The 24838-nt window shown below is 54.8% G+C and carries 22 protein-coding genes; 11 read left to right on the top strand and 11 right to left on the bottom strand.

The window, feature by feature from the left end; translation table 11 throughout:
• Nucleotides 1-60: 60 nt before the first annotated feature.
• On the top strand, nt 61-1320 hold the full coding sequence (gene capB / locus NG653_RS02145; RefSeq protein ID WP_252740011.1) for a cysteate-C-fatty acyltransferase: 1260 nt from the start codon (nt 61-63) through the stop codon (nt 1318-1320).
• A gap of 48 nt (nt 1321-1368) precedes the next feature.
• Here capB and NG653_RS02140 read toward each other — a convergent pair whose 3' ends face one another.
• Entirely contained in the window at nt 1369-2490 is a 1122-nt protein-coding gene (locus NG653_RS02140; protein ID WP_252740010.1) for a GTP cyclohydrolase, read from the bottom strand.
• A 126-nt stretch (nt 2491-2616) separates the two neighbouring features.
• Complete coding sequence (locus NG653_RS02135; protein WP_252740009.1) at nt 2617-3618, bottom strand: transporter; 1002 nt, start codon at nt 3616-3618, stop codon at nt 2617-2619.
• 86 nt (nt 3619-3704) lie between these two features.
• Here NG653_RS02135 and NG653_RS02130 point away from each other — a divergent pair, with 86 nt between their 5' ends.
• The 4 genes from NG653_RS02130 to NG653_RS02115 are packed head-to-tail and all read left to right on the top strand — an operon-like array spanning nt 3705 to nt 9139.
• Nucleotides 3705-3956 carry a DUF4834 family protein gene (locus NG653_RS02130; RefSeq protein ID WP_252740008.1) on the top strand — a complete coding sequence of 84 codons (252 nt, stop codon included), beginning with the start codon at nt 3705-3707 and terminating at the stop codon, nt 3954-3956.
• Nucleotides 3957-3974: 18 nt separating this feature from the next.
• Complete coding sequence (locus NG653_RS02125) at nt 3975-6407, top strand: YfhO family protein (RefSeq protein WP_252740007.1); 2433 nt, start codon at nt 3975-3977, stop codon at nt 6405-6407.
• 6 nt (nt 6408-6413) lie between these two features.
• A complete protein-coding gene (locus NG653_RS02120) occupies nt 6414-7694 on the top strand; it encodes a glycosyltransferase family 4 protein (RefSeq protein WP_252740006.1) in 1281 nt (426 codons plus the stop codon).
• Nucleotides 7685-9139: an oligosaccharide flippase family protein gene (locus NG653_RS02115; protein ID WP_252740005.1), complete on the top strand. Its 1455-nt coding sequence runs from the start codon at nt 7685-7687 to the stop codon at nt 9137-9139. Before NG653_RS02120 ends, NG653_RS02115 begins: the two co-directional genes overlap by 10 nt.
• Nucleotides 9140-9202: 63 nt before the next feature.
• On the opposite strand, the gene NG653_RS02110 is transcribed toward NG653_RS02115, so the two are convergent.
• Nucleotides 9203-10387, bottom strand: coding sequence for a hypothetical protein (locus tag NG653_RS02110; protein ID WP_252740004.1), 1185 nt, complete (start codon nt 10385-10387; stop codon nt 9203-9205).
• Between the two features lie 158 nt (nt 10388-10545).
• On the bottom strand, nt 10546-13332 hold the full coding sequence (uvrA, locus tag NG653_RS02105; RefSeq protein WP_252740003.1) for an excinuclease ABC subunit UvrA: 2787 nt from the start codon (nt 13330-13332) through the stop codon (nt 10546-10548).
• A gap of 243 nt (nt 13333-13575) precedes the next feature.
• On the opposite strand from uvrA, the gene NG653_RS02100 reads away from it, so the two are divergent.
• From NG653_RS02100 to NG653_RS02090, 3 genes are all read left to right on the top strand, one after another.
• Nucleotides 13576-14157, top strand: coding sequence for a sigma-70 family RNA polymerase sigma factor (locus NG653_RS02100; protein ID WP_252740002.1), 582 nt, complete (start codon nt 13576-13578; stop codon nt 14155-14157).
• Between the two features lie 122 nt (nt 14158-14279).
• Nucleotides 14280-14426 carry a hypothetical protein gene (locus tag NG653_RS02095; RefSeq protein WP_252740001.1) on the top strand — a complete coding sequence of 49 codons (147 nt, stop codon included), beginning with the start codon at nt 14280-14282 and terminating at the stop codon, nt 14424-14426.
• 276 nt (nt 14427-14702) lie between these two features.
• The gene (locus NG653_RS02090) at nt 14703-15287 is read left to right on the top strand and encodes an RNA polymerase sigma factor (RefSeq protein ID WP_252740000.1); all 585 of its coding nucleotides are present in this window, start codon (nt 14703-14705) and stop codon (nt 15285-15287) included.
• A 226-nt stretch (nt 15288-15513) separates the two neighbouring features.
• Here the strand turns inward: NG653_RS02090 and nth are convergent, their stop codons facing one another.
• Nucleotides 15514-16176, bottom strand: coding sequence for an endonuclease III (gene nth, locus NG653_RS02085; protein WP_252739999.1), 663 nt, complete (start codon nt 16174-16176; stop codon nt 15514-15516).
• Nucleotides 16177-16220: 44 nt separating this feature from the next.
• Between nth and bcp the strand changes: the two genes are divergently transcribed.
• A complete protein-coding gene (bcp, locus tag NG653_RS02080) occupies nt 16221-16679 on the top strand; it encodes a thioredoxin-dependent thiol peroxidase (RefSeq protein ID WP_252739998.1) in 459 nt (152 codons plus the stop codon).
• Nucleotides 16680-16712: 33 nt separating this feature from the next.
• Here the strand turns inward: bcp and NG653_RS02075 are convergent, their stop codons facing one another.
• Nucleotides 16713-18173, bottom strand: a complete 1461-nt coding sequence (locus NG653_RS02075) for a TonB-dependent receptor (RefSeq protein WP_252739997.1) — start codon at nt 18171-18173, stop codon at nt 16713-16715.
• Between the two features lie 88 nt (nt 18174-18261).
• On the opposite strand from NG653_RS02075, the gene NG653_RS02070 reads away from it, so the two are divergent.
• Both NG653_RS02070 and NG653_RS02065 read left to right on the top strand, forming a co-directional pair.
• Nucleotides 18262-19026, top strand: a complete 765-nt coding sequence (locus tag NG653_RS02070) for an MBL fold metallo-hydrolase (protein WP_252739996.1) — start codon at nt 18262-18264, stop codon at nt 19024-19026.
• A gap of 9 nt (nt 19027-19035) precedes the next feature.
• Nucleotides 19036-19530: a hydrolase gene (locus NG653_RS02065; RefSeq protein WP_252739995.1), complete on the top strand. Its 495-nt coding sequence runs from the start codon at nt 19036-19038 to the stop codon at nt 19528-19530.
• Here the strand turns inward: NG653_RS02065 and NG653_RS02060 are convergent, their stop codons facing one another.
• The 5 genes from NG653_RS02060 to NG653_RS02040 form a co-directional block, all read right to left on the bottom strand.
• Nucleotides 19531-20142, bottom strand: coding sequence for an alpha/beta hydrolase (locus tag NG653_RS02060; protein ID WP_252739994.1), 612 nt, complete (start codon nt 20140-20142; stop codon nt 19531-19533).
• Nucleotides 20143-20198: 56 nt separating this feature from the next.
• A complete protein-coding gene (locus NG653_RS02055; RefSeq protein WP_252739993.1) occupies nt 20199-20525 on the bottom strand; it encodes a hypothetical protein in 327 nt (108 codons plus the stop codon).
• Complete coding sequence (locus NG653_RS02050; RefSeq protein ID WP_252739992.1) at nt 20526-21779, bottom strand: dihydroorotase; 1254 nt, start codon at nt 21777-21779, stop codon at nt 20526-20528.
• Complete coding sequence (locus tag NG653_RS02045; RefSeq protein WP_252739991.1) at nt 21776-23692, bottom strand: BatA domain-containing protein; 1917 nt, start codon at nt 23690-23692, stop codon at nt 21776-21778. The genes NG653_RS02050 and NG653_RS02045 overlap by 4 nt, the downstream gene beginning before the upstream one ends.
• Before the next feature lie 111 nt (nt 23693-23803).
• Nucleotides 23804-24823 carry a glycosyltransferase gene (locus tag NG653_RS02040; protein ID WP_252739990.1) on the bottom strand — a complete coding sequence of 340 codons (1020 nt, stop codon included), beginning with the start codon at nt 24821-24823 and terminating at the stop codon, nt 23804-23806.
• Nucleotides 24824-24838: the final 15 nt, after the last annotated feature.

Genomic DNA, 24838 nt, shown 5'->3' with positions numbered 1-24838 from the left:
ATGTTGCCTGCGGTCAGCAAGCGGACGTACGGGGGCACACACATAACCAAGCTACTATCCATGAGAGACTTATTCGACAGAATAATAGAGAACAAGGGGCCGTTGGGGAAATGGGCTGCCCAGGCCGAAGGGTATTTCGTATTTCCCAAGCTGGAAGGACCCATATCAAACCGGATGAAATTCCAGGGGAGGGAAGTAATCACCTGGAGTATCAACGATTACCTGGGGCTGGCCAACCTGCCTGAAATAAAAAAAGTGGACGGGGAAGCAGCCATGGAACACGGAGCGGCATACCCGATGGGTGCGCGCATGATGAGCGGGCAGACTGATTTCCACGAACAACTTGAGCAGGAACTGGCCGATTTTGTAAACAAGGAAGCCTCTTACCTCCTGAATTTCGGTTACCAGGGGATCATGTCGGCCATTGACGCCCTGGTTTCAAAAGACGATATTATCGTTTACGACGTGGATTCCCATGCCTGCATCATTGACGGGGTGCGCCTCCACGTCGGCAAGCGGTTTACCTTCAAGCACAACGACATCGAATCCCTGGAAAAAAACCTGGAGCGCGCCACCAAAATGGCGGAACAAACCGGGGGCGGCATCCTGGTCATCTCAGAAGGGGTTTTCGGCATGCGGGGCGAACAGGGAAAGCTCAGGGAGATTGCAGCCCTAAAGAAAAAATTCCGCTTCCGCCTGCTGGTCGATGATGCCCACGGATTCGGGACCCTTGGCGCCACGGGGGCAGGGGCAGGCGAAGAGCAGGGCGTTCAGGATGATATCGATGTCTACTTTGCGACTTTTGCAAAATCCATGGCAGGGATCGGGGCATTCCTCGCTGCCGATAAGGAGATCATCGACTACCTGAAATACAACATGCGTTCCCAGATGTTTGCCAAATCGCTGCCGATGATTTATGTCAAGGGAGCGCTGAAACGCCTGGAAATGCTGCGCACCCGTCCGGAACTGAAGGAGAAACTCTGGGATAACGTCAATGCCCTTCAGAATGGCCTGAAGGAACGCGGGTTTGACATTGGCACCACTTCGAGCTGCGTTACCCCTGTCTACCTGAACGGAAGCATCCCCGAGGCCATGGCCCTGGTAAAGGACCTGAGGGAAAACTACCGCATCTTTTGCTCTATTGTGGTTTATCCGGTTGTCCCCAAGGGACTGATCCTGTTGCGGATGATCCCCACCGCCACGCATACCGCAGAAGACATTTCGGAAACCCTGGAAGCCTTTTCGGCGATTCGGGAGCGGCTCCAAAACGGAACCTACAAGCGGCTGTCAGCCGCAGTGGCCGCCGCTATGGGGGAATAGGCCCCTTCCGCCCAAAACATCCGAAACCCCGGTTCTACCCGGGGTTTTTCATTTCAGGGACTTTCTGAACGTACAACGGCGTTTGTATACCTCGGGGCTGAAGTGCTTCCAGATTTGCTGGACCGCCAGGTTATCGGCCAGTTCCGGGGTCCTGTAGCACATCTGCACCCCCCTCTTTTTAAAGGCGTGGTAATATTCGTTGAAAATAATGGAAGTCACCCCTTTGTTCTGGTAATCGGGATGGATGCCGATAAGGTAGAATACAGCATCCCTGTTGTTTTTGCGCGCTTTCAGCAAATGGTAGAAACCAGTGGGGTAAAGGCGTCCACGGGCTTTTTGAAGGGCCCTTGAGAATGAGGGCATCACAATGGCAAAGGCAATGACCCGATCCTCGGAATCGAGTATGAATTTTATAAATTCCGGGTTGATCAGCGAAATATACCGCTTCTTGAAATACGCCTTCTGCGACTCCGACATGGGTACGAAGGAAGACAGGCGCGCGTAGGTGTCATTGAAAAGGTCGAACATCTGGTCTACCCAGGGGAGGATTTCCGAGGTTTTTTCAAAATTCAGCGGGCGTAGCCCATAGCGCTTTCGGATCACCTCCTGGATACGCACAAAATATTTGGGGTCGGCGTTGGCGTTGGGGAACTTGCTTTCAATGTATTCCTTCTCCAACTGGAAGCCATGGGATTTCAGGTGCTCGGCGTAGTACGGGTAATTGTACCAGGTTACCATGGTACCAATATGGTCGAAACCCTCGGTGAGGACCCCCACCTTGTCGAGGTTGGAAAAGCCCATCGGTCCTTCCATAAACTCCAGCCCATGGCCTTTCCCTATTTCGGCCACGGTCCTGAGCAGGATCCCCGAGATTTCCATGTCGTCTTCGAAGTCGAACCACCCGAACCGCATTTTGGGGATTCCCTGATGGCGCACCTCAGTCCAGTTCACAATAGCCGCAACCCGCCCCACGATGCGCTTTCCTTTAAAGGCCAGGAAGTATCGCGCTTCGGCCTGCTCGAAAACCGGGTTGACCCCGGGATCCAGGGCGTCGAGTTCATCGTTGATCAGGGGGGGGACCCAGTAGGGGGAAGATTTGTACAGGGTAAACGGAAAGCGCACAAAGGCTTTCATTTCACTCCGGTTACGTGCTTCCTGGATACGGATCATGGCATCTTTATTCCCGCATCAATATTAGGAATATTTGGGCACAGGAGAAAAGGAATTATCGGAAAAGCGGTCCCTGATCGCGTGAAGCGACACGTGCATCCGCCCAGTTCCCGGGGGGGTCAGCCCCTACGATGGATCGGGCAGGACCCCGTCACCGGAATCCTTCGATTTCTTCCTTTTATTCTTTTGGGCTTTTCGGCCAATGCGGCTTTCCTGCTCGTCAATCGGTTTCACCTTGTCCTGGTGGTAATCGAGGCGGTAGGAAATACCTGCGGCCACAAAGGCCCTGGCGGGGGTGTTCTTAAAGCCGGCGCCGACCAGCAGGTCTGCCTGGAAATTTTCATGGAACAGGTGGGCGATCCCGCTGCGCAGCAATACATCGGAGTACCGGTCGCTCTGGATGCCCTGGTTTTCGACAAAAACACTCCATTTGGGATTCCTGAAGGCATGGCTCAGGGAGACCAGGTAACTCCATTCGGGAAAATCGGTACCGATCCGGTCGTACGCGACGTTGGTGATCAAAACAAACCTGGGTGTCAGGCGGCTTTGGGTGGCGGCCATCACCCTGGGGGAAACCGTCGGATCCCCGGGGTAAAAGGGGTTGTCCCCGAGGGTAAAGGTAGCCCCCGCATACACCGATACGGCAGGGATAAGGTTCCTCAGCTGAAAAACGTTGTTGGCCCGCCAGCTGTACAGGTTGGGTTTGTTGCGTTCCGGATCTTTATACGGGTCGTAGAGGAGGAACTTCAACCCCAGGCGGTTGGTCGTGAAATCAGTAAGGGTTTCCTTCTCCCCACCCGGGTTGAAGGTAAGGCTTTCACTTACATAGGTCCCTTCCCAGTGGAGTTCCAGGGTTTCGAACAAAAGGCCGTACCTCAGGGCGATATCGGCCCCAAAGACCCCGGATTCGGTATCCAGTACGGAATGCTCGCGCCGTTCGTATAGGAGGCCCGACTCGAGCTGTATGACGCCGGTGCCCACGGCATAGGCGCTCACCGATTTCCCGGGCCGGTTGGAATTGATCACATCCGTATACTGTGCCCGTGCCGAAAGGCCAAGGCACAAAAATGCGAGGAGCACTCCGATTAGGGATGCATAGGGCCTGACACATCCTGCTTTGGGGGTCATATTCGTATTATTTTAAGACATTTGTACTGCTATAACAACGTGGGAATTGTACTTTTGATATACGCTGAAGCCGGATTATGGGTATTTTGAAAACGATTTTATGGATTCTCCTCGGGTATTACCTCCTGAAGCTGGTCGCCCGGCTGGCCCGGCCCTGGGCCAGCAGGTACGCGCAGCGTAAAATGGAGGAAGCCTTCAGGCGGGCTGCCCCGTACCGGGACCCCTCACCCCGCAATGACACCAGGGCAGGGGAGGTGAGCATCGACAAAAGGCCTCCCGCCCGAAGGCCATCGGGTAACAAAGTGGGGGAATACATTGAATTTGAGGAGATTGAATAATTCGACACGACCTTACGCATGAACCGAGGATTCCGAACCTTCCTGTCCCATTTCTTTGCCCTTGTTTTTTTTGCCCTGGTATCGCTCCTGTATTTTTACCCGGTCCTCAAAGGGGAGGCCATCTACCAGTCCGACATCGTGCAGTACCAGGGGATGGCCCGCGAACAGGACGGCTTCCGGAAAGCATTCGGGGAGGAACCCTACTGGACCAATAGTGCCTTTGGCGGCATGCCGACCTATCAACTGGGCGCGCGCTACCCCCACGAATACCTCAAAAAACTGGACCGGGCCATCCGCTTCCTGCCCCGCCCGGCGGATTATTTGTTTTTGTATTTCCTGGGGTTTTACATCCTGATGTGCTGTATGAAAGTCGAATACCGGCTGGCCATCCTCGGGTCGCTGGCGTTCGGGTTCTCCACCTACCTGATCGTTATCCTTGGCGTGGGGCACAATGCCAAAGCCCATGCCCTGGGCTACCTGCCCATGGTGTTGGGGGGGATTCTGCTTACCTTCCGGGGAAAGTATCTGTGGGGCTTCCTCCTTACGGCCCTGGCCATGGCCCTTGAAATCCAGGCCAACCATTACCAGATGACCTATTATTTTATGTTCCTGGTCCTGGTGTTGGGGGTGGCCTACCTGGCAGATGCCATTCGGAAAGGGCATTTGAAATCGTATTTTGGTTCCGTCGGGTTACTCCTTTTAGCGGTGGCTATGGGGGTGGCCGTAAACGCCACGGCCCTGCTGGCGACCAGGGAGTACGCCCAATGGAGTACCCGGGGCCCATCGGTACTTTCCATAACCCCGGACGGCACCCCAAAGGAAAATGCTGACGGCCTCGACAGGGAATACATCACCCAGTATAGTTACGGGATATCGGAATCCCTGAATTTGCTGTTTCCCAGGCTCTTTGGCGGGGGCTCCGTAGAACAGCTCGGGGAGGATTCCAAAACCTTCCAGTATCTGGTAGACCAGGGCGTACCCAGGTCACAGGCCCTGGATTTCAGCAACAACCTCCAGCTGTACTGGGGGGACCAGCCCATTGTGGCGGCCCCTCCCTATATTGGTGCCGTGGTCTTGTTTTTGTTCTTCCTGGGGCTCCTCCTGGTCCGGGGGAAGGCACGGTGGTGGCTGGCAGGCGTTTCCCTTCTCGCCCTGATGCTCTCCTGGGGGAAGAATTTCCCTCTGTTAACCGATCTGATGATCGATTATTTCCCGCTCTACAATAAATTCCGGGCGGTTTCTTCCATACAGGTACTCCTGGAGCTCTGTGCCCCCCTGATGGCGGTCCTGGCCATCCAGGCCTGGGGGCGGGCAGACCGGTCGGCTGCGGAAAAGGGTCGGGCGCTTTTGATTGCGTTCCTCGGTATGGCCGGCCTGGGCCTCCTGCTCCTGGCCTTCCGGTCCGGGTTTGATTTTGTAGGGGGCAGCGACGAGGTCCTGAAACGATATTTTACAGAAGAACTGGTGGAGCTTTTGCGACGCGACCGCGAAATGGTCTATGTACAGGATATCCTGCGCTCCCTGGTCTTTATAGGCCTCACCGCAGGGCTGCTCTGGGTGAACCTGAAAAAGGGCCTGGGATATCCCTGGATGGTCTTCGGGCTGGGGGTACTGGTGGTATTTGATTTGGTCGGGGTAGACCGCCGGTATGTGAACCAGGAAGATTTCCTCCCCAAAAGGCGGATGGACAAGGCCTTTGCGATGACCCAGGCCGACCAGCAGATCCTCAGGGACAGCAGCGTATACCGGGTGCTGAACCCGGGCGAAGGCCTGAACGGGGCCCGCACTTCGTATTTCCATCACTCCGTGGGGGGCTACCATGCGGCCAAGCCCCAGAGGATGCAGGACCTTTTCGAATTCCATATTTACCGAAACAACCGGAGGGTGCTGGATATGCTGAACGTAAAATACGTGATACAGAATGACGAGGAGGGGAACCCCCGGGCATCCCTGAACCCCGATGCCCTTGGCAATGCGTGGTTTGTGGAGTATGCCGCATCGGTGAGTTCCCCTGACCAGGCCATTCAGGCCCTCGATACCCTACAGGTAGGAAGGCATGCCGTGGTCAACACCAGTGACTTCCCTGAATTTTCGCCACGCCCTTTTGCCGTTGATTCCACAGCTGGTATCGAACTGGTCTCGTACCGCCCCAACTACCTGGAGTACCGTTCTGAGAACCCTGGGGCAGGGCTTGCCGTTTTCTCTGAAATGTACTACCCACATGGCTGGCAGGCGTATATTGACGGCTCGCCTGCCCCCCACTTTCGGGTTAACTATGCCCTGAGGGCAATGGAGGTTCCTGCCGGGTCGCACCGCATCATTTTTAAATTTGAACCGGATGTCATCAGGGAGGGCAGCACCATCAGCCTGGCTGCCAGCGCACTGCTGGGAGCCCTCCTATTGGGTGCAGGGGGGTATGAACTGTTCCGAAGGAGGCGGCAGAAGCACTAAAGGGCCATGCAAAAAGTACTCATTGTTACCTATTACTGGCCTCCGGCCGGAGGACCCGGGGTACAGCGCTGGCTGTATTTCGCGTCCTATTTGCCGGAGTTCGGGGTAGAACCTGTGGTGTATACCCCGGAAAACCCCCACTATCCGTTGCGGGATGAAGGGTTTACGGACCAGGTACCTCCAGGAATCCGGGTGCTGCGAAAAAAAATCTGGGAGCCCTATCACCTTGCGAAGTGGCTCAGCCGCCGGAAAACCCAGAGGATCAGCGCCGGGATTATCAACCGCGACAGGCCTTCCCGGGTGGAGCGCCTCCTGCTCTGGATCCGCGGCAATTTCTTTATTCCCGATGCCCGTCGGTTCTGGGTCAGGCCCTCGGTGCGTTTCCTTTCCAAAGTCCTCCGGGAGGAAGGCATCCACACCCTGGTAACCACCGGGCCGCCCCATAGTATGCACCTTATCGGGCTGGAATTAAAGGAAAAAACCGGGGTCCGGTGGGTGGCCGATTTCAGGGACCCATGGACTTCCATTGGCTATCACGAGGCGTTGCTCCCCGGGAAACGGGCTAATAAAAAACACCGGGCCCTGGAACAAAAAGTACTCCGGCAGGCCGACCACATAATTACCACCAGCGAGACTACCCGGGACGAATTCCGGCACCTGACCCGGCGCCCCATACAGGTCATCACTAATGGCTTCACAGGGTCCCCGAACCGGAAAGAGCAGCCAGAGGGACCGTTTATCCTGGCCCATATCGGCAGCCTGCTCAGCGGACGCAACCCGGTGCCCTTGTGGCAGGGGTTGAAAAACCTCCTGGCAAGGCATGATGGCCTGCGCCAGGACCTGCGCATTGAGCTTACGGGCCTGGTAAGCGACGAAACCCAAAGGAGCCTCAGGGCCCATGGCCTGGAACCTTATGTAACGATAACTCCTTATGTGTCCCATGGTGAGGCCCTTGAATTGCAGCGTAAGGCCCAGGTGCTTCTTTTGCCGGAGATCGATTCCCCAAAGACGGTGGGAATCATCCCGGGAAAGCTTTTCGAATACCTCGCCGCTTCCAGGCCGATCCTGGCCATTGGCCCCCCGGGGTGGGAAGCCGGACGCATAGTGGTCGAATGCGGGAGTGGGGCGGCGTATGGGTACGGGCAGGAAAATGAGATAGAATCCCAGTTGCTTCAGTGGTACCGGTCTTTCCGGAACGGGACACTTGAGGTCGCAGGGGTGGGGGTATCCCGATACCACCGCAGGGAGCTTGCAAAACGACTGGCAGAAGAGGTCTTATGGGAATAGTTCGAAAACAGTCGGTAATCAACACAGCCATAACCTATGCAGGGTTTGCCCTCGGGGCCATCAATACCCTGGTCCTGTATACCCGCTTCATGTCGGCTGAATATTTCGGCCTGGTAGGGGTAATCCTGTCTACCTCCGCCCTGTTGATGCCCCTGATGTCCTTTGGCATCCCCAATACCCTGGTTAAATTTTATTCAGGCTACAGGGAAAGGGACGACCTACAGGGATTTTTAAGTATGGCCATCCTGCTGCCCTTCCTGGTCATCCTCCCCCTCGGGATCTATAGTTTTACGGCCAACGCAGCGATTGGCGAATTTTTGGCCCGCGAAAATGAGGTGGTGCGCGATTACGTTTGGCACATTTTCCTGGCCGGGGTGTTTATGGCGTATTTCGAGGTCTTCTTTGCCTGGAGCAAGGTATGCCTGCAATCTACTTTTGGTACCTTCCTGAAGGAAGTATTCGTGCGCGCCGGGATAACAGCCTTGCTGGTTTTGCTATACATGGGGTGGATTGGGGAAACCCAATTCCTGATCGGGATGGTTGGGCTATACGGCTTGCGCATGCTCCTGATGGCCTTCTATGCCCTCCGGTTACAGCCCCTTCGCCTGCAGCTCTCCCTGCCCGGGGGATCCGGGGAAATTTTGCAGTATTCTGCCCTTATTTTGGTCGGGGGATCCGTCTCTGTGATCCTGCTGGAAATTGACCGCTTCATGATCAACCAGTACATCGAGATAGAGAATGTAGCCTATTATACCGTGGCCATCTTTATCGCCACCGTCATTATCGTTCCATTCAGGGCCCTGAACCAGATTGCTTACCCGCTAACCGCATCCCTCCTGCACAGCGGTGACCTCAGGGGCCTGGAGCAGCTTTACAAAAAGAGTTCCCTAACCCTGCTTGCGGTTTCAACCCTGGTTTTCCTCGGGATCCTGCTGAACCTGGAAGAGCTTTACCGCCTGCTCCCGGAAAATTACCGGGGCGGCTTCCAGGTGGTTTTGCTGATAGGAGGGGTGCGGCTGTTCGATGCTTTCCTGGGGATCAATACGGCCATCCTGTACAATTCCAGGTATTATACGGCCTTGCTGGCCATGGGGGTTTTGTTGTCGGTGCTGACCGTGCTGCTGAACATCTGGCTGATTCCCGAAATGGGGATCCTCGGGGCTGCCGTGGCCACGTTTCTTGCCGTAACCCTTTACAATGTCCTGAAACTGGTGTTTGTCGGGTGGAAGTTCGGCTTATCGCCTTTCAGTTGGGGTACCCTGAAAGTCCTGCTCCTCGCGGCAATTACCTATTTGTTGTTTTTTTGGTTTGAATTCCCTTTCCACCCCCTGGTGAATATCCTGCTGAAAAGCCTTCTGATTGTGCTGTTTTACGGGGGGGTGGCATATCAGCTCCGGATTTCTGAGGACCTGAACGCCCTGGGCAGGAACCTGTTCAAAAAATAGACCCCGGGAAAACAGGTTTTCCACGGGGTCTTATTATTCCCGGCGTTGCCCGGGCAGGATCCATTATTGCCTTGGGGACCCGCTTCGGCCGGAACGCTCCTTGCGGTTGGTATCCGATACCCGGGTGTGCGTTCCGCGCTCATTGCTCCTTCCCGGTGTTGCCTGGCGGGCTGTCACCGGCGTACTCCGGCTGCTGCGGGAAGCCCGGGCAGCGGGTTTATCGGTCCGCGGAGCAGGCCTTTGGGACACCGCATCCCGTTGCGGGGAAGCCTTTGAAACCCTGGCGGGCTGGCGGGGCGCCGGGCGCCGGCTTACCGCCTCTCTTGAGGTCCCCGGGGAACTGCGGGCAACGCGGCCTTGGTCGTTTCCTGCAGGATTCCTCCCGTAGGTTGAGCGGGTAACCGGGGTGGCCCGGTTTTCTTTCCCGGTGGTACGGGCTACATATTCCCTGGTGGCCTGGCTGTTAGCAGAGGACCTCCTGGTTACGGTCTTGTTGGTGCGGGCCTCCAATTCCCTGCCCTGCATACCGGAAGACCTTCCTGATCTTTCCTGCCGCGCCACTACGCGGTGGTCGTTACGGTAGATCCTGCTCCTTTCGGCCCTGGGCTGGTAGCGGTAGGTGTCACCGACCCTGGCGTACGCCCTCCTGAGGTTATTCCGGTAGGGCTGGTACCAGGTATAGCGCACGGGCTGGTAGTATCTCCTGTACGGATGCCGGTAGACCATGCAAAAATCAGGGGCCGGCCTCAGAAAGTAGCGGTGGAAAGGCCTGAAGGCATAAACCCGGTTGAAGGGGTTCACAAACCCAAGGTGATAGTCATATCCTCCCCAGGAATTGTAGAAGATACGCATACCGCCCAGGCGGTAAAGCCTTCCGCTGCGGTAATTTACCCCAACAGTGCCTATGCGGCTCACCCTGCCGTAGAAGTCATAGAATACCGGCACGTTCTCGACCTGTATGACCGCGCCGAAATCGTCGAATTGTACGAAGGGGTTGTAGTTGAACCCGGAATTGAAAGTGATGGCTGCCGGGCCTATCTGTACCCCGGCATTCACCTGAAGGCGGGAATCGATGTAGAAATCGAATTCGCCATCCGGATACAGGGCAAAGGTAACCCCGTCTTCCACAAAAATGAAGGCGTTTGAAAAAACAGGGGCTAAGGCGGAAGCCCCGGAGGTACGGGTTTCGGCCCGGGAGCTTCCCATTCCGGTCAGCAGGGCCGCGAGAAGGAGGATTACATGTTTCATGGCGATTCCGTTTTAAGGTTCCGGATGCAACTATTTACATTCCACCCTAACCTTTGCAAACAGCGTGCCAAAAGAATTTAAAACAATGTAATGCTCTGATAAACAGAATTATAAATCGTTAGTATTTTTGATTTTGCAGAAATCTAACCCCGGGAAAGCTACAGGCCCAACTTCCCTTTCAGGTATTTCCCGGTCAGGGAACCGGGGTGCCGGGCCACTTCTTCCGGAGTGCCAACAGCCACCAGCTGCCCCCCGCTGTCCCCGCCGTCCGGTCCGAGGTCAATGAGGTGGTCCGCGCATTTGATCAGCTCAATATTGTGCTCAATAACAATGATGGAGTGTCCTTTGTCGATGAGGGCGTTAAAGGAGGTCAGCAGCTTGTGGATGTCGTGAAAATGCAGGCCGGTCGTCGGCTCGTCAAAGATAAACAGGGCTTTCTCCCTGCTTTGGCCCCGCCCCAGGAAAGAGGCCAGCTTGATCCGCTGGGCCTCCCCGCCCGACAGGGTGGAAGAGGGCTGCCCCAGGGTAACATAGCCCAGGCCGACGTCCTGGAGCGGCTGCAGCCGGGCGGCTATTTTGGATTCCCCATGGGTGCTGAAGAACGCAATAGCATCATCCACGGTCATTTTGAGGAGGTCGTCGATGGAAGCCCCCTGGAAGGCTACTTCCAGGACTTCCTTTTTAAACCGCCTGCCGCGGCACTGGTCGCACTCCAGGTGGACATCTGCCATGAACTGCATCTCCACGGTGATTTCTCCTTCCCCCTTGCACTTTTCACATCGACCCCCATCCACGTTAAAGGAAAAGTGTTTTGACTTGTACCCGCGGATTTTGCTAAGTTTTTGGGAGGCAAACAGGTTGCGGATCTCGTCATAGGCTTTCAGGTAGGTAACCGGGTTCGACCTGGAAGAACGGCCGATGGGGTTCTGGTCCACGAATTCCACATGCCGGATCTCGCTGTATTCGCCTTCCAGGGCTTTGTATCGGCCAGCCTTCTCTCCATACCCCCCCAGCTTTTTTTGCAAGGCCGGGTACAGGATTTTGTTTACCAGGGTGCTCTTTCCACTCCCGGAAACCCCGGTCACCACCGTCAGGACCTGCAAGGGGAAGGTAACATCGATATGGGCCAGGTTGTGTTGTCTCGCCCCGGTGACCTTTACAAACCCTTTTGGTTTCCTCCGCTTTGCGGGAACCGGGATTTTAAGGCTGCCATTGAGGTAACGGGCCGTATAGGAATCTGATCGGAGGAGGGTTTCCATGGTCCCTTCCGCTACCACCTCGCCCCCGAGGGTCCCCGCCTCAGGGCCGATATCGATGATCCAGTCGGCAGCCCGCATCATTTCCTCATCGTGTTCCACCACGATGACCGTATTGCCCAGGTCCCTGAGCGCTTTCAATACCGTTATAAGGTTCTCCGAATCCCTGGGGTGCAACCCCACGCTGGGTTCATCCAGGATATACATGGAGCCCACCAGGCTGCTCCCCAGGGAGGTGGCCAGGTTGATCCGCTGGCTCTCGCCCCCGGAAAGCGTATTTGATTTTCGGTTCAGGGTGAGGTAACCCAACCCTACTTTCAGCAAATAAGACAGCCGGTTGCGAATCTCAACCAGCAGCCTCCGGGCAATTTCTTCTTCATGCGTGTCGAGGCGGAGGACCTCAAAAAAACGGGCGAGTTCATGGATGGGCAGGTCCACCAGCTCGGAAATCGCTTTCCCCCCAACTTTTACGTAGGAAGCCTCCTTGCGCAACCTGCCGCCCTTGCAAATTGGGCACCGCGTTTTTCCCCGGTAACGGGAAAGCATAACCCGGTTTTGGATTTTATAGCTCTTTTCTTCCAGGTGCCTGAAAAACTGGTTCAGGCCGGTAAAGTATTCATTCCCTTCCCAAACCAGTGCTTTCTGGGCTTCCGTAAGTTCAAACCAGGGTTTGTGGATGGGGAAATCGAACTTGTAGGCGTTGTTTACCAGCTGGTCGCGGTATTCCCCCATGGTTTCCCCTTTCCAGGGGGCAATGGCGTTATCGTACACGGAAAGGTCGCCGTTGGGGACCACCAGGTCCTCATCGATGCCGATGATGTCCCCATATCCCTCGCAATTGGGGCAGGCCCCAAAAGGGTTATTAAAGCTGAACAGGTGTACGTTCGGCTCCGGAAAAGCGATTCCGTCCAGCTCAAAACGGTTGCTGAATTTGGTTTGGTTTCCCGAATCGACTTCCTCCACCAGGCAGCTGCCCTTACCTTCAAAAAAGGCCGTATCCACAGCGCCGGCAAGGCGATTCAGGAAATCCTCATCGTCCTTTTTGACAACCACCCGGTCCACAACCAGGTCAAAGTTGCGACCCACTTCCGGCATTTCGGGCCGAATCCGGAGGATTTCGCCCTGGTGCCGGATCCGGGCATAGCCCTGCTTGGTCAGCAATTGCAGGGATTTCTGGACATCCCGGTTTTCGGGGAGCTCTATGGGGGCGAGCAGTAACAGGCGGCTCCCTTCCTCAAACCCCGATATGAAATCGACCACATCCTGCACGCGGTGCTTCCGTACTTCCTTTCCCGACACCGGGGAGATGGTCCTGCCCACCCGGGCGAACAGGAGTTTCAGGTAGTCGTATATTTCTGTGCTGGTGCCCACCGTGGAGCGGGGGTTGGTGGAGTTGACTTTTTGCTCGATGGCAATGGCAGGGGCAATCCCATGGATATAATCCACCCTGGGTTTATCCAGTTTGCCCAGGAACTGCCGGGCATAGGAAGAAAGGCTTTCCACATAGCGGCGCTGCCCTTCGGCATACAGCGTATCAAAGGCAAGGCTCGATTTCCCCGAGCCGCTCATACCCGTAATAACCACCAGCTGGTTACGCGGGATGCGCACGTCGATATGCTTGAGGTTATGAAGGTGCGCCCCCTTAATGAATATGGCTTCCTTCGGGTCTGCTGTTTTGACTCCTTCCATGCCGCTGCGGGTAAGCCGCAAAGATACGATTTACGGGGGGCAATTGCCAGCAGATGTTTTGGGATAACTCGCCCGTTTGAGGAGGGTTTGTTTTTGGCGGGAAGAAAAAATTTCTATATTTGGGGAGTCAATCCATAAATCGACAACGCCTATACAGCACTATTACTTTTTTAGTTGAAGCCCGAAAGGCGGTGAACGGGAGAAATCCCGGGCCGCCAGATGTAATCAAAAAAAGTATAGTGTATGGAACTCCATGTCGATGACGCTTCCCTGGTAAAGAACTATTTAAACGGTGATGAAAAGGCCCTTGAATGCCTGATCGCCCGCCACAACCAGCGCATATTCAATTTTATTTACTCCAAGGTTTTCGACACGGAAATCACCGAGGACCTTTTCCAGGAGACCTTTATTAAGGTTATCCGCACCCTGAAGCTTGGCAAATACAATGAGGAAGGCAAATTCCTTCCCTGGGTGATGCGGATCGCCCACAACCTGGTGATGGACCACTACCGGAAGAATAACCGCATGCCCCGCTACGAGGGCAGCGAGCAGTTCCATGTCTTCGCTATCCTGGAAGACGATGGGGTGAATGCCGAAAAAAGGCTGATCCGCGACCAGATCGAATCGGACCTCGGGGTTTTGGTCGACCGGTTGCCCGGCGAACAGCGCGAGGTGGTGCGGATGCGTATGTACCAGAACATGAGCTTCAAGGAGATTGCCGAGCGCACCGGGGTAAGCATCAATACCGCCCTGGGCCGCATGCGATACGCCCTGATTAACCTCCGCAAATTCATCGAAGAGAACCAGATCGTTTTAACGGATTAATTGGCAGCAGGTCGTAAGGATCGCCCAAGGCGTATTTTTAAACGAATTATTGGGCCATAGGTCGAGCCGGGAAACGGGTTCCGGTGGGGATTGCGTTATTTTGACAAACAAAGCAAATCCCCATGAAGCACCTTTACCCCATTAAGGAATCAAAACAGTGCGAACTTAGAAAGGCTTCCCCGGAAACCATCCGTTTCCTGCTCGACTACTCCAAATCCCTCAAAATCGTTTCCTCAAGGGGCCTCACCTTTGAGAGCAACCTGAACTGACCCGGTGACCTTCCAGGTTCTTCCCGCTCCCGGCCATTCTGTGGCCGGGCTTTTCTTTTCCCGCTGATTTGCAGCCAGCTCCGGGCTTCGCGATCAGGTCGGCATCCCCTTAAAAGCTAAAATCCGGTGTTTACATCAAGAATCCGTGGTTTGACAACAATGTTTTTCCGCAGGCAACCCCTTTGGCTACTTTTAAATTGTGTTTGAGGCAAAACAGACGCAACGGACGAAACAAAAACCAGCCTAAGGCCACCACTGAACAAAAAAATGCGCTCTATGGAATTACAGATCGACGATTCAATCCTGGTACGGGAATACATCAGCGGCGATGAAAGGGCCCTGGAAACGCTCATCAACCGCCACAACCAGCGGATCACGAGCTTCATTTACTCCAAGGTCATGGACCGCGATGTGACCGAGGATATCTTCCAGGATACCTTTATCAAGGTGATCAAGACCCTTAAAAAGGGCAATTACAATGAGGAAGGGAAATTCCTTCCCTGGGTCATGCGCATCGCCCATAACCTGATCATCGATTACTTCCGCAAGAACAAGCGCATGCCCAAATTTGAAGGGGGCGATGACTTTAATATCTTTTCCGTGATCGGCGACGATAAACTCAACGCAGAAAAGCAAATGATCAAGGATCAGATTGAGAGCGACCTGGAAGTACTGATCGATGAATTGCCCGATGACCAGCGCGAGGTTCTCATCATGAGAATCTACAAAGACATGAGTTTTAAGGAAATCTCCGAATGTACCGGGGTGAGCATCAATACGGCCCTCGGCCGGATGCGCTATGCGCTGATCAACCTCAGGAAGATCATCCAGAGGAACAAGATCACCCTGACCAATTATTAAACCCTAAACCAACAGACAATATTTCCCCTGGGGTTGCGTTATTTAGGTGTAACGAACTCTAGGTATATGGAAAAAATTTACTCAGAACCGGCCCGAGCGTGCGAGGGTTGCCACGTCAGGAAAGAAACTGTGGACTTTTTGCTGCAGTTCTCACGCACCCTCCGCGTGCTGAATTACAAGGGGGTACAATTCGAAACAACATTGAATTAGCGCAACAGGCCCGCTTTTAGCGGGCCTTTTTTTTTGCCCGATAATTGCGGAGCACTTCCTTTCTCCCTGCCTTCTGGGTGATCGGGTCCCGTTCCAGGTCCCACCCCCGCGCCGGGCAGTATTCCCTCCCGTACCAGATGATTTGAAGGTGGAGTTTATTCCACAATTCCTTTGGGAACAATTTTTTGGCGTCCTTTTCGGTTTGCACCACATTTTTGCCCGAAGAAAGGCCCCATCGGTACATGAGCCTGTGGATATGGGTGTCCACAGGAAAGGCAGGGATGCCGAAGGCCTGAGAAACCACCACGCTGGCAGTTTTGTGCCCTACCCCCGGCAGGGCTTCCAGGGCTTCCAGGGTTTGCGGCACCTGGCCCCCGTGTTTTTCCAGCAGGATACCCGACAGGGCATGGATGGCCCTGGCCTTGGTAGGCGACAGGCCCACCGGGCGGATAATTTCGCGGATTTTGTCAACCCCCAGGGCTACCATATCGGCAGGGTTATCGGCCAGCGCAAACAATTCCGGGGTGGTTTGGTTGACCCTGACATCGGTACTCTGGGCAGAGAGCAATACGGCGATCAACAGGGTATACGGATCTTTATGGTCCAGAGGGATGGGGATGGCCGGGTAGATTTCCTCCAGTTTCTCCACTATAAAAGCCGCCTTTTCTTTTTTGGTCATTATGTTTAATTTTACACTAAAATAACTAAACAATCAGAATGCTTATGGACACATTGAAAGCAGGGGATAAAGTTCCGGATTTTAAAAGCACGGACCAAGATGGGAATTCGGTTTCCCTATCGGACTACCGCGGCAGGAAACTCGTGGTGTTTTTCTACCCCAAGGCGAATACCCCCGGGTGTACCCAGGAAGCCTGTAACCTCCGGGACCACTATGGCGAACTTCAAAATGCCGGATACAGCCTTTTGGGGGTCAGTGCCGATTCTCCCAAAAAGCAGGCCAGTTTCAGGGATAAATACGAATTTCCCTTCCCCTTGCTCGCCGATGAGGACCGCAAGGTTATTGAGGCCTTCGGGGTTTGGGGGCCCAAAAAATTCATGGGTCGGGAATTCGATGGCATCCATCGCAAGACCTTTATTATTAATGAAGAAGGGATAGTCGAACGCGTGATCGACAAGGTGGTCACCAAGGACCACGCCGCGCAAATCCTGGAAAGCGCATAAGGGGGGAACCGGATAGCACGCTATCCGGTTTTTTTATTTCACAGACTGGGGCGACTTGTCTTTTTTGGGGAGGAAAAGTTGTTTTTCCCTGATGACTTCAGCAATCCCTTCAGGCAGCATTTCTTCCCAACCTTCTTCGTGGTTGGTGATTTTTTTCAGGACATCCCTGGAGTAGATATGAAGGATATCCGGGTCGTAATCAATGATGTCCATTACCTTGCCATTATACTTGAAGAACTTGTAGAGTTCCTTCATACGGGGGTGAACCTTGATATTGTTGCTGGTAAGGATCTGGCCGGTTTCCGGGTCGCGCATCGGATAGAGGTATACCTTGAGGTTTTTGAAGAAAAGTTTCCCAAAAGCCTCCAGGATACCGCCGCTGAGGTGGCGGTAGTACTTTTCGTCGAATACTTCCACCAGGTTGTTTACCCCCATGGTCAGGCCCATGCGCTCCTTGGTGTAGTTGTTCAGGAACTCTACCAGCTTGTAGTATTCCTGGAAATTGGAAATCATCACCATATGGCCCAGGGAACACAGCAGCTCGGCCCTGTCCATGAAATCCTGTTCATCGATTTCCCCGGAAGCTTTCAGGTTGGACAGGGTAATCTCAAAGATGACGATGGTGTTTTCAGGGTCTACGGTTTGTTCCCCTATAAAAATATCGTACGATTTCTGGAACATGTCCATGTTTACCATGGTCACGGGGCGGAAGCTTCCCCTCAGGGCGAGGATATTCTTTTTATAGAGTACGGCGGCTGGCAGCAGGTTGTTGCCGTCCGGACCGAACATCACTGCATCCGTCATATTGTTGCGGACCAGTTGGAGGCTGATCAGGCGGTTGTCGACCTGGGCAAAATTCGGCCCTGAAAAATTGATCATATCCACCTCAAGGGTGTCCTTGTCGATATGGTCGTAGAGGTATTTCAGGAGTTTCCGCGGTTTGTCGTACTTGAAGAAAGCCCCGTAAATAAGGTTTACCCCGAGGATTCCAAGCGTTTCCTGTTGCAGGCGGGCCTCGTTCTGCTTGAAGCGGATATGCAGCACGATCTCGTCGAATTCCTTCTGTTTGGGATCGAGCTGGAACCGGATACCGACCCAGCCATGACCCTTATAGCGCTTGGTAAAATCGATGGTGGCCACGGTATTGGCATAGGAGAAGAACAGCCGATCGGGGTGTTGTTCCCGGGGGATACGCTCCTCCATCAACCGCATTTCATGGGCCAGCATTTTTTGAAGGCGGCTCTGGGTGACGTATCGCCCGTCTTCCTCAAGCCCGTAAATCGCATCGCTGAACGCTTTGTCGTAGGCACTCATCGCCTTGGCGATGGTTCCGGAAGCCCCCCCGGCCCTGAAGAAATGCCTCGCGGTTTCCTGGCCGGCGCCAATCTCCGCAAATGTTCCGTAAATATCCGGGTTCAGGTTTATGCGCAGGGTTTTTGCTTTGATGGAGGGGACGTTTTCAAACGCAAAATCGTTCTTTTGAACCGTGGGCATAGTCGGCAATTTACACAAAACAAAGGTAAAAAGATTGGCTGATCCAAATAATAAATAAGTTATAAATTTGGATAAAACAGACCATCGGTTGGAGATCATTTTTTTGGGTACAGGCACCTCGCAGGGAATCCCGGTAATCGGGAGCACGCATCCGGTATGCCTCAGCCGTGATCCCAGGGACAAGCGGCTCCGGGTCTCGGTGATGATCCGGGCAGACGATAGCGTTTATGTAATTGATTGCGGGCCGGATTTCCGACAACAGATGCTGCGCCACCCCGTGGAACGGCTCGACGCCATCCTCTTCACCCACGAGCATGCCGACCATACGGCCGGCATAGACGACATCAGGCCCTTTTTCTTTCGCCAGGGCGACATCCCCATATTTGCGCATGAGCGGGTAGTGCGCTCCCTGGAGCGCCGTTTTGACTATATTTTCGCCGATGGCGACCGGTACCCGGGGGCCCCGGCCGTGGCGGTGAACCTGGTGGAAAAAGGCACCCCCTTCCGGGTCGGCACCCATTGGTTTACCCCCATCGAAGCCCGCCACAACCGCCTCCAGGTTTTTGGGTATCGCCTGGGGGATTTCGCGTACCTTACCGACGTGAAGTCTGTTGAACCGGAAGAGATGAAACACCTTGAAGGGCTGGAAGTACTGGTAGTCAACGCGCTCAGGCAGGAACCCCACCATTCCCACTTCAACCTGCAGGAGGCTCTTGAATTCATCGAAAAAGTTAACCCGAAACGCGCTTACCTCACCCACATCAGCCATATGATGGGGTTCCATGAGGAAGTGGAAAAGCAGCTTCCCGGGCACGTCCGCCTGGCCTATGACAACCTTACCCTTACCCTTTAAATAAAAAACATGCGACAGCAAATCTTCCTGTACCTTTTTGTTTTTTCGGCCCTGCTGGCCCTTTATCTTGCATTTACCGGCTCCAGGAATCTGGAAGGACTCGAAAAAAAAATAAACGCCTTGGAGCAGGAACAGGAGGCGCTACGGGACTCCCTGAAAGACAGCCGGCTCGACCTGCTGGACCTGCAGTATTTCAGCCTCGGGAACAATGATGAGGCCCTTGCCTATTACGACCACCTTGGCCTGGAAGACCCTTCCCGGTACATCGCCGATAAGCTCCTGGAAACCAATGAAGCTTCCGGGAATAATCCCCTGGTCCCCTATGAGGGGATGGAAGGCGATTTTAAGATCAACAAGATTGAGATCCTGAACCACCGCTGGATTATCGCCGATTTTTCAGACGGGAAATACTGGGGGGAGCTCCTGATCCAGTACGAACTCAGGGACGACCTTGGCGTCGACTTTACCCTCCTCGGCCACCTGCTCTATACCCGAAGCCAGTAATCAGTACCTGCCGTTCATCCATTCCCTGAACGAGTACAGGTTTTCGGGGCAGACACCGTGCCCCACGGGATATTCCTCATACTGGTGTTTCACGCCCAGCTCCTTCAGGAATTCCGAGGTGTTGCGGGCCCAGGATACCGGGATCACCATGTCGGTTTCCCCATGGGAGGCATATATGTTCAGGGACCCAAGGTCGTTGCTGGCAAAGCCGGGGGGAAGCATGGCAGGGTCCAGGTACCCGCTCAGGGCGATCACCGATTTAATCCGGGAGGGGTACGAAAGGGCCAGGGCATAGCTCAAAATACTCCCCTGGCTGAAGCCCAGCAGGCTTATGCGGCCCGGGTCGAGGCCGTAGGCTTCAATAGCCCGGTCTATGGTTTCCAGCACCAGATCCCTGGAGGCAATGGCCTGTTCCACATCGTTCCATTTGCCCCGGGATGCACTGAAATCTATGGCGTACCAGGCGTGCCCGAACGGCTCCAGTCTGTAGGGGGCCCTAAGGGAAAAGATATGGAGGTCCCCGGGCAACTCAGAGGCAAAGGAGAATAAATCTTCCTCATTGCTTCCGTATCCATGCAGCATGAAAAGGGCCGGCCCAGGTTTTGAGATCACGCGGGCGGGTCTCCACCTGTGGGTTAAAGGCAGATTGGCTTTGGGGGTATCGTCCATTATTTAATAAATAAAAACCAACGCTGGAAATGGGCCCCAACCAGGGGAACCAGCCGTTTCCTGCCCTGAAGGGCTGCGGTGATCCCATAGATCCATAAGGTGAAGTAACTCACATATAACCCCACCCAGGCATAGGGGTGGAACCACTGGCTCAGGAACAGGGAAAACCCAAGGAAGCCCAGGTGCAGGCCAAATGCCTGCCGGGTGTGGAACCGCCCAAACTCGTATTTGGGGTCCAGGTTCATGGTGATGGCGATCAGGGCGCCCACCAGGGTCAGGTAGGCGATTACGGCAATGGTTTTGGCTTCCCGGCTCGGTGCGCTCATTTAAAGGCTGTTACGTTCTCCCACAATCACCCCGTAGGCTTTTCCAACCAGGGGAACCCCGAGGAAGATGGCATTTTTGGAACTGCTCAGCAGGGTGTCGGCTTCTAAAACCGACTGCTGTTCGGGGTTGAACAGGGTCAGGACGGCTTTTTCCCCTTCCTTCAGGACCGGGCGCCTTAGCCCGAAACGTTCCCGGCCCCGGGTGAGGATCTCCACACTGGCCTCGGTGCCGAATATTTGGTTCAGGACTCCAAAGGCTCCTTCCAACCCGACAGTCCCAAAGGAAGCCAGGTCAAACTCCTTCCGCTTCTCCTCAATATCCATGGGGCAATGGTCGGTGGTTACAAAATCGATCACGCCCTCCTTTAATGCCTTTCGAAGGGCTTTTACGTCGCGTTGGCTCCTCAGGGGAGGGAGTACCTTAAACCGGCTGTCAAACCCTTCCAGGGATTCCTCGGTAAACCAGAGGTTGTGTATTGCAACGCTGCAGCTGACATCCAGGCCCTTTTTCTTTGCTGAGGCAATCAGGGCCACGGAGTGGGCCGAGGAAATCGTTGGGATATGCAGCCTGCCCCCGGTGTATTCCAAAAGGGCGAGGTCCCGCGCGATGCGGAGCTCTTCTGCCAGCGCCGGGATCCCTTTCAGCCCCAGGGTCACGGAAACGTTGCCTTCATGGACCTGACCTTTTGCGCTTACCTGGGCATCCATGGGGAAGGAGTGTGCCAGGCCTCCGAAATGCTGTACATAAAGCAGGGCGAGCTTCAGCAGGTTGGGGTTCTCCAAAGGCGTTTTATAGTCGCTGAAACCTACGGCCCCGGCCTGGTGCATATCGTGCATTTCCGAGAGGTCTTCGCCCCTGGATTTTACGCTCAGGGTGCCCATGGGGAATAATTCCGAAACCTGCCCGCGGGCAGCGTCTTTCAAAAACACGATATCGCCGCTGGTATCTGGGGTGGGGTTGGTGTTGGTATTCAGCACAACCCCGGCAAAGCCGGAGGCTGCGGCTACCTTAAGGCCATTGGCTATGGTTTCCCGTTCTTCGAACCCGGGCTCCCCGAAACTCACCCCGCTGTCGAACCAGCCGGGGGAGACAAAGAGGTTCTCCAGCCGTATTACCCGGGTATTCCCCCCTTCCCTCAGCCCGGTACCGATGGCCCGGATCTGTCCTTTTTCGATGAGAAGATCCCGCTTTTTGAGGTGCAGTGCCGGTTGGGTTGGGTCGATGAGGGTGGCGGATTTAATCAGTAGGTTCATCGCATCAATTTTTGCAGGAATGTTTCAACCAACACAAATAGCAGTGCTAAAATAACAAACCATTTCCAAAGGGAGGTTATCGCCATGCTGTTTTGATATTGGGCCACCAGACGCTCCACATCCGGATAAATTTCAAAGCGATCCGGCAGGCCTGCGGGGGTGTCCCTTCCCAGGCTTTCGGTGCGCGGGTAATTGAAGCTGGCCTGGCGGATGGGTCCCCCTTGGTATTCGATGAGGTAATTCCCTGCCAGGCGCGGCTCATCGCCGAAAATCAAACGCGTTTTCCGGGAAAAGGATTGCTGCAGGGGGATGAAGGAATACTCCGCTCCACGCATTTCCACAATATTGTCCTCTTCTAGGGTGAGGTCCAGGTCCAGTGAGGCTTCTTTCCCAACCTGGTAATAGAGATCCGATCCCGGGAGGCTTCCCCGGCCGATGCTGTAAAGAGTGGGCACGATTAAGGGGGAAAACCTGAAGTTGCCCGATGCATCGCCCAGGGGGGCCGCGCACACATAAAGGCCGTCAATTCCCGAGAGGAAGGCCTGTCCGTCCTGGAACTTCAGCATGGCCGGTAGGGTGCCTTCCAACGGAAAATAAAGGCCAGCCCTGGGGTATTCGAAATTTTCGACCTGTTTCTCAAAAACCCCCTGGAACCTGGGGTGATCGAATACGATGCCCGTGATGGGGTTGTCGCCCTCCACGCGGGGCTGCAGGCCGGCCCCGAGGGGGGCTAGCAAGGTGTTGTAGCTTTCAATCCGGGCATCAGCGGCCGGGATGACCAGCAAAACGCCTCCCTGGGCGGAGAATTCCTGAAGGGCCCTGGCCAGGGGCTCCGGCACGGCCTCAAGTTCATTCAGTACCACCAGGTGCTGCCGGTTGATAAGGCCGTAATCGAGTGTCCTCAAATCGCTTTCGGCATACGCGAATTCAGCAGGGGAAAAAATACGGGCCAGGTATGGGGAAGGGGAGGGGCCGATCCCGAGCACCCTGATCTTTTCGGGCGGATTGTGAGAGAGGTAAAGCACGTTGTCGTAGGGCAGCCCGTTGTCATTTATTTGTACGATGCCATTTAGCCCCTCTCCGGCCGGGATCAGGAAACGGGCCAGCACGGCGCCATCGTCCTGGATTTCCGCTGTGGTTTTGGCGACCAGGCGTTGCCCGTCGTAAAGGGAAACCGGGGTATTCTGCCAGGGGCCTTCATAACTGAGGGAAACCAGGAGTTCCAGGGTTTCGGGGTTTTTGTTCCCGAAAAAGGCGGTATCTAGAGAAATATTGACGGGGTTCCCGGCTGTAGCCCTGACGGCACGCACCCGGGCGTTGTTCCAGGATGCCCAGGCCTCCCGATCCCATCCGATGAAGTCGGAAAGCAGCCAGAGTTCCCGCTCCGCGGAATCCCTGCTTGCAAAATAGGCATCAGCCCGAAGTTGTACTTCGGCAGGGTCTGTACTCCCCGGATCAAAGCCCAGGTCGAGGAGTTCTTGCTGGATGTCCCTGACCTCCACTTCCCGGTAGGTCCGGCTCTGGGTCATCAGCGTAAAGCGAAGGTCTTCAGGCAGGAATTGCAGCAGGTCCTGTACCGTATTCTGCAACAGGCTTGAATTGCCTTCCTGTACCTGCATGCTAAAAGAATTATCGAGATAAACGAGTATATCCTTTGGTTTTCCAACGGTTTGCGAAGAAAGGAAGGGTTGGCAAAATGCCAGCACAAGGGCTGCAATTAGCCCCAGCCGGGCAAGGAGCAACAGCCATTTTTTCAGCCTGCTGCTCCGGTTGGCTTCGACCAGTATTTTTTTGAGGATCCGAACATTGGTGAAGGGCGTATCCCTGAACCTCCTGAGGCGGAGCAGGTGCACCAGGATTGGGATTAGGAGTAGCAGGAGGCCCCACAGGAGTTCCGGATGCTTGAACTGCATAGTTTGAATTGCTTGGTCAAATATAGCCAATTCAAAAGGCCTTTGCAGGGATGGAGCGGGAAATACTGCCCCAAAGGAAGGCTGGGGGCACCCCCGGCCAAAACCGCAGGGTCAGCAAAAAAAGTAGAAATCCCTCATGGATAGCTGCCCAAGGGCGTGAAGGTGGTTCCTGATCGCTTCCTGTGCCTCCTCATTGGCCACGGTGATTATGCTCTGGGCGTTTTCAAGCTGGCCGAGGAAGGTGTAGTGCTGCAGGGGTACCCCGTAGATCTTCCTGCCTATTTTCCTGGGGTTGTCGCACAGCCAGTGGAAAGGTTGTCGGGCGGCCTTTAGTTTACGGGCAATGGTTTTGCCCTTGAATCCGGCCCCCCAGACCACCAGGGGCCTTCCCGGCACACGGTCGAGCCTCAGGAAGTGATACAGTTTCAGGTCCAGGAAATAATTCTGGGCATAGTGGGGCGACGTCCTTGAGGTGCGCTGGTCGTAATCCCTCCAGTAATGCAGCAGGTGTTCCGAAGGCAGGCATTTCAACCCCCCTTCATAAAAGCGGAAGCACAAATCGTAATCCTCAGGGTACCGATCGGGGTTGAAGGCACCACACGCATCCAGGTCCCGTCGGTAGGCCATCCAGCAAGGCGATGGGATGACGCATTCCTTATAGATCTCACTGAAGTTCTCCCCCCGGGCGGTCAACCCATTGATCCAGGCTTCATATCGGGCATACCCGTTGGAAATCCCACGGTGTGAAAAATAGCGTACCCGGCCAAGGGCAAGGTGGCCGGGGCCATGGGAGGTTAACTGGCCTGCCATGAGTTGCAGGCGGTGGGGGGCCATCAGGTCATCCGAATCCATCCGCGTAATAAGTTGTCCCCGGCTCAGCCGATAGGCTTGCCTTAGGGCGGGGATGATGCCCCTGCCCTCCGCGTCCATGACCCGAACCCGGGCATCGAGGGCAGCGAGTTTCTCCATGAATTCCCGCCCCGTGTCAGTGGAATGATCGTCCACTGCAAGCAATTCCCAATCCTTCAGGTCCTGTTCAAGGATGGAATGGAGGCATTCGGGAAGGAAGCGGCCTGTATCCCTGAAGGGCATCAGGATGCTTACCAGAGGGTTTGTTGCGAAAGATTGCATTTGGGTACCGAAATT

It is taken from the genome of Robiginitalea marina, from assembly GCF_024006985.1.
GTDB classification, from domain to species: domain Bacteria; phylum Bacteroidota; class Bacteroidia; order Flavobacteriales; family Flavobacteriaceae; genus Robiginitalea; species Robiginitalea marina.
Note: the sequence above shows the minus strand (reverse complement) of the source record. Positions and strands in the feature narration are given on the sequence as shown.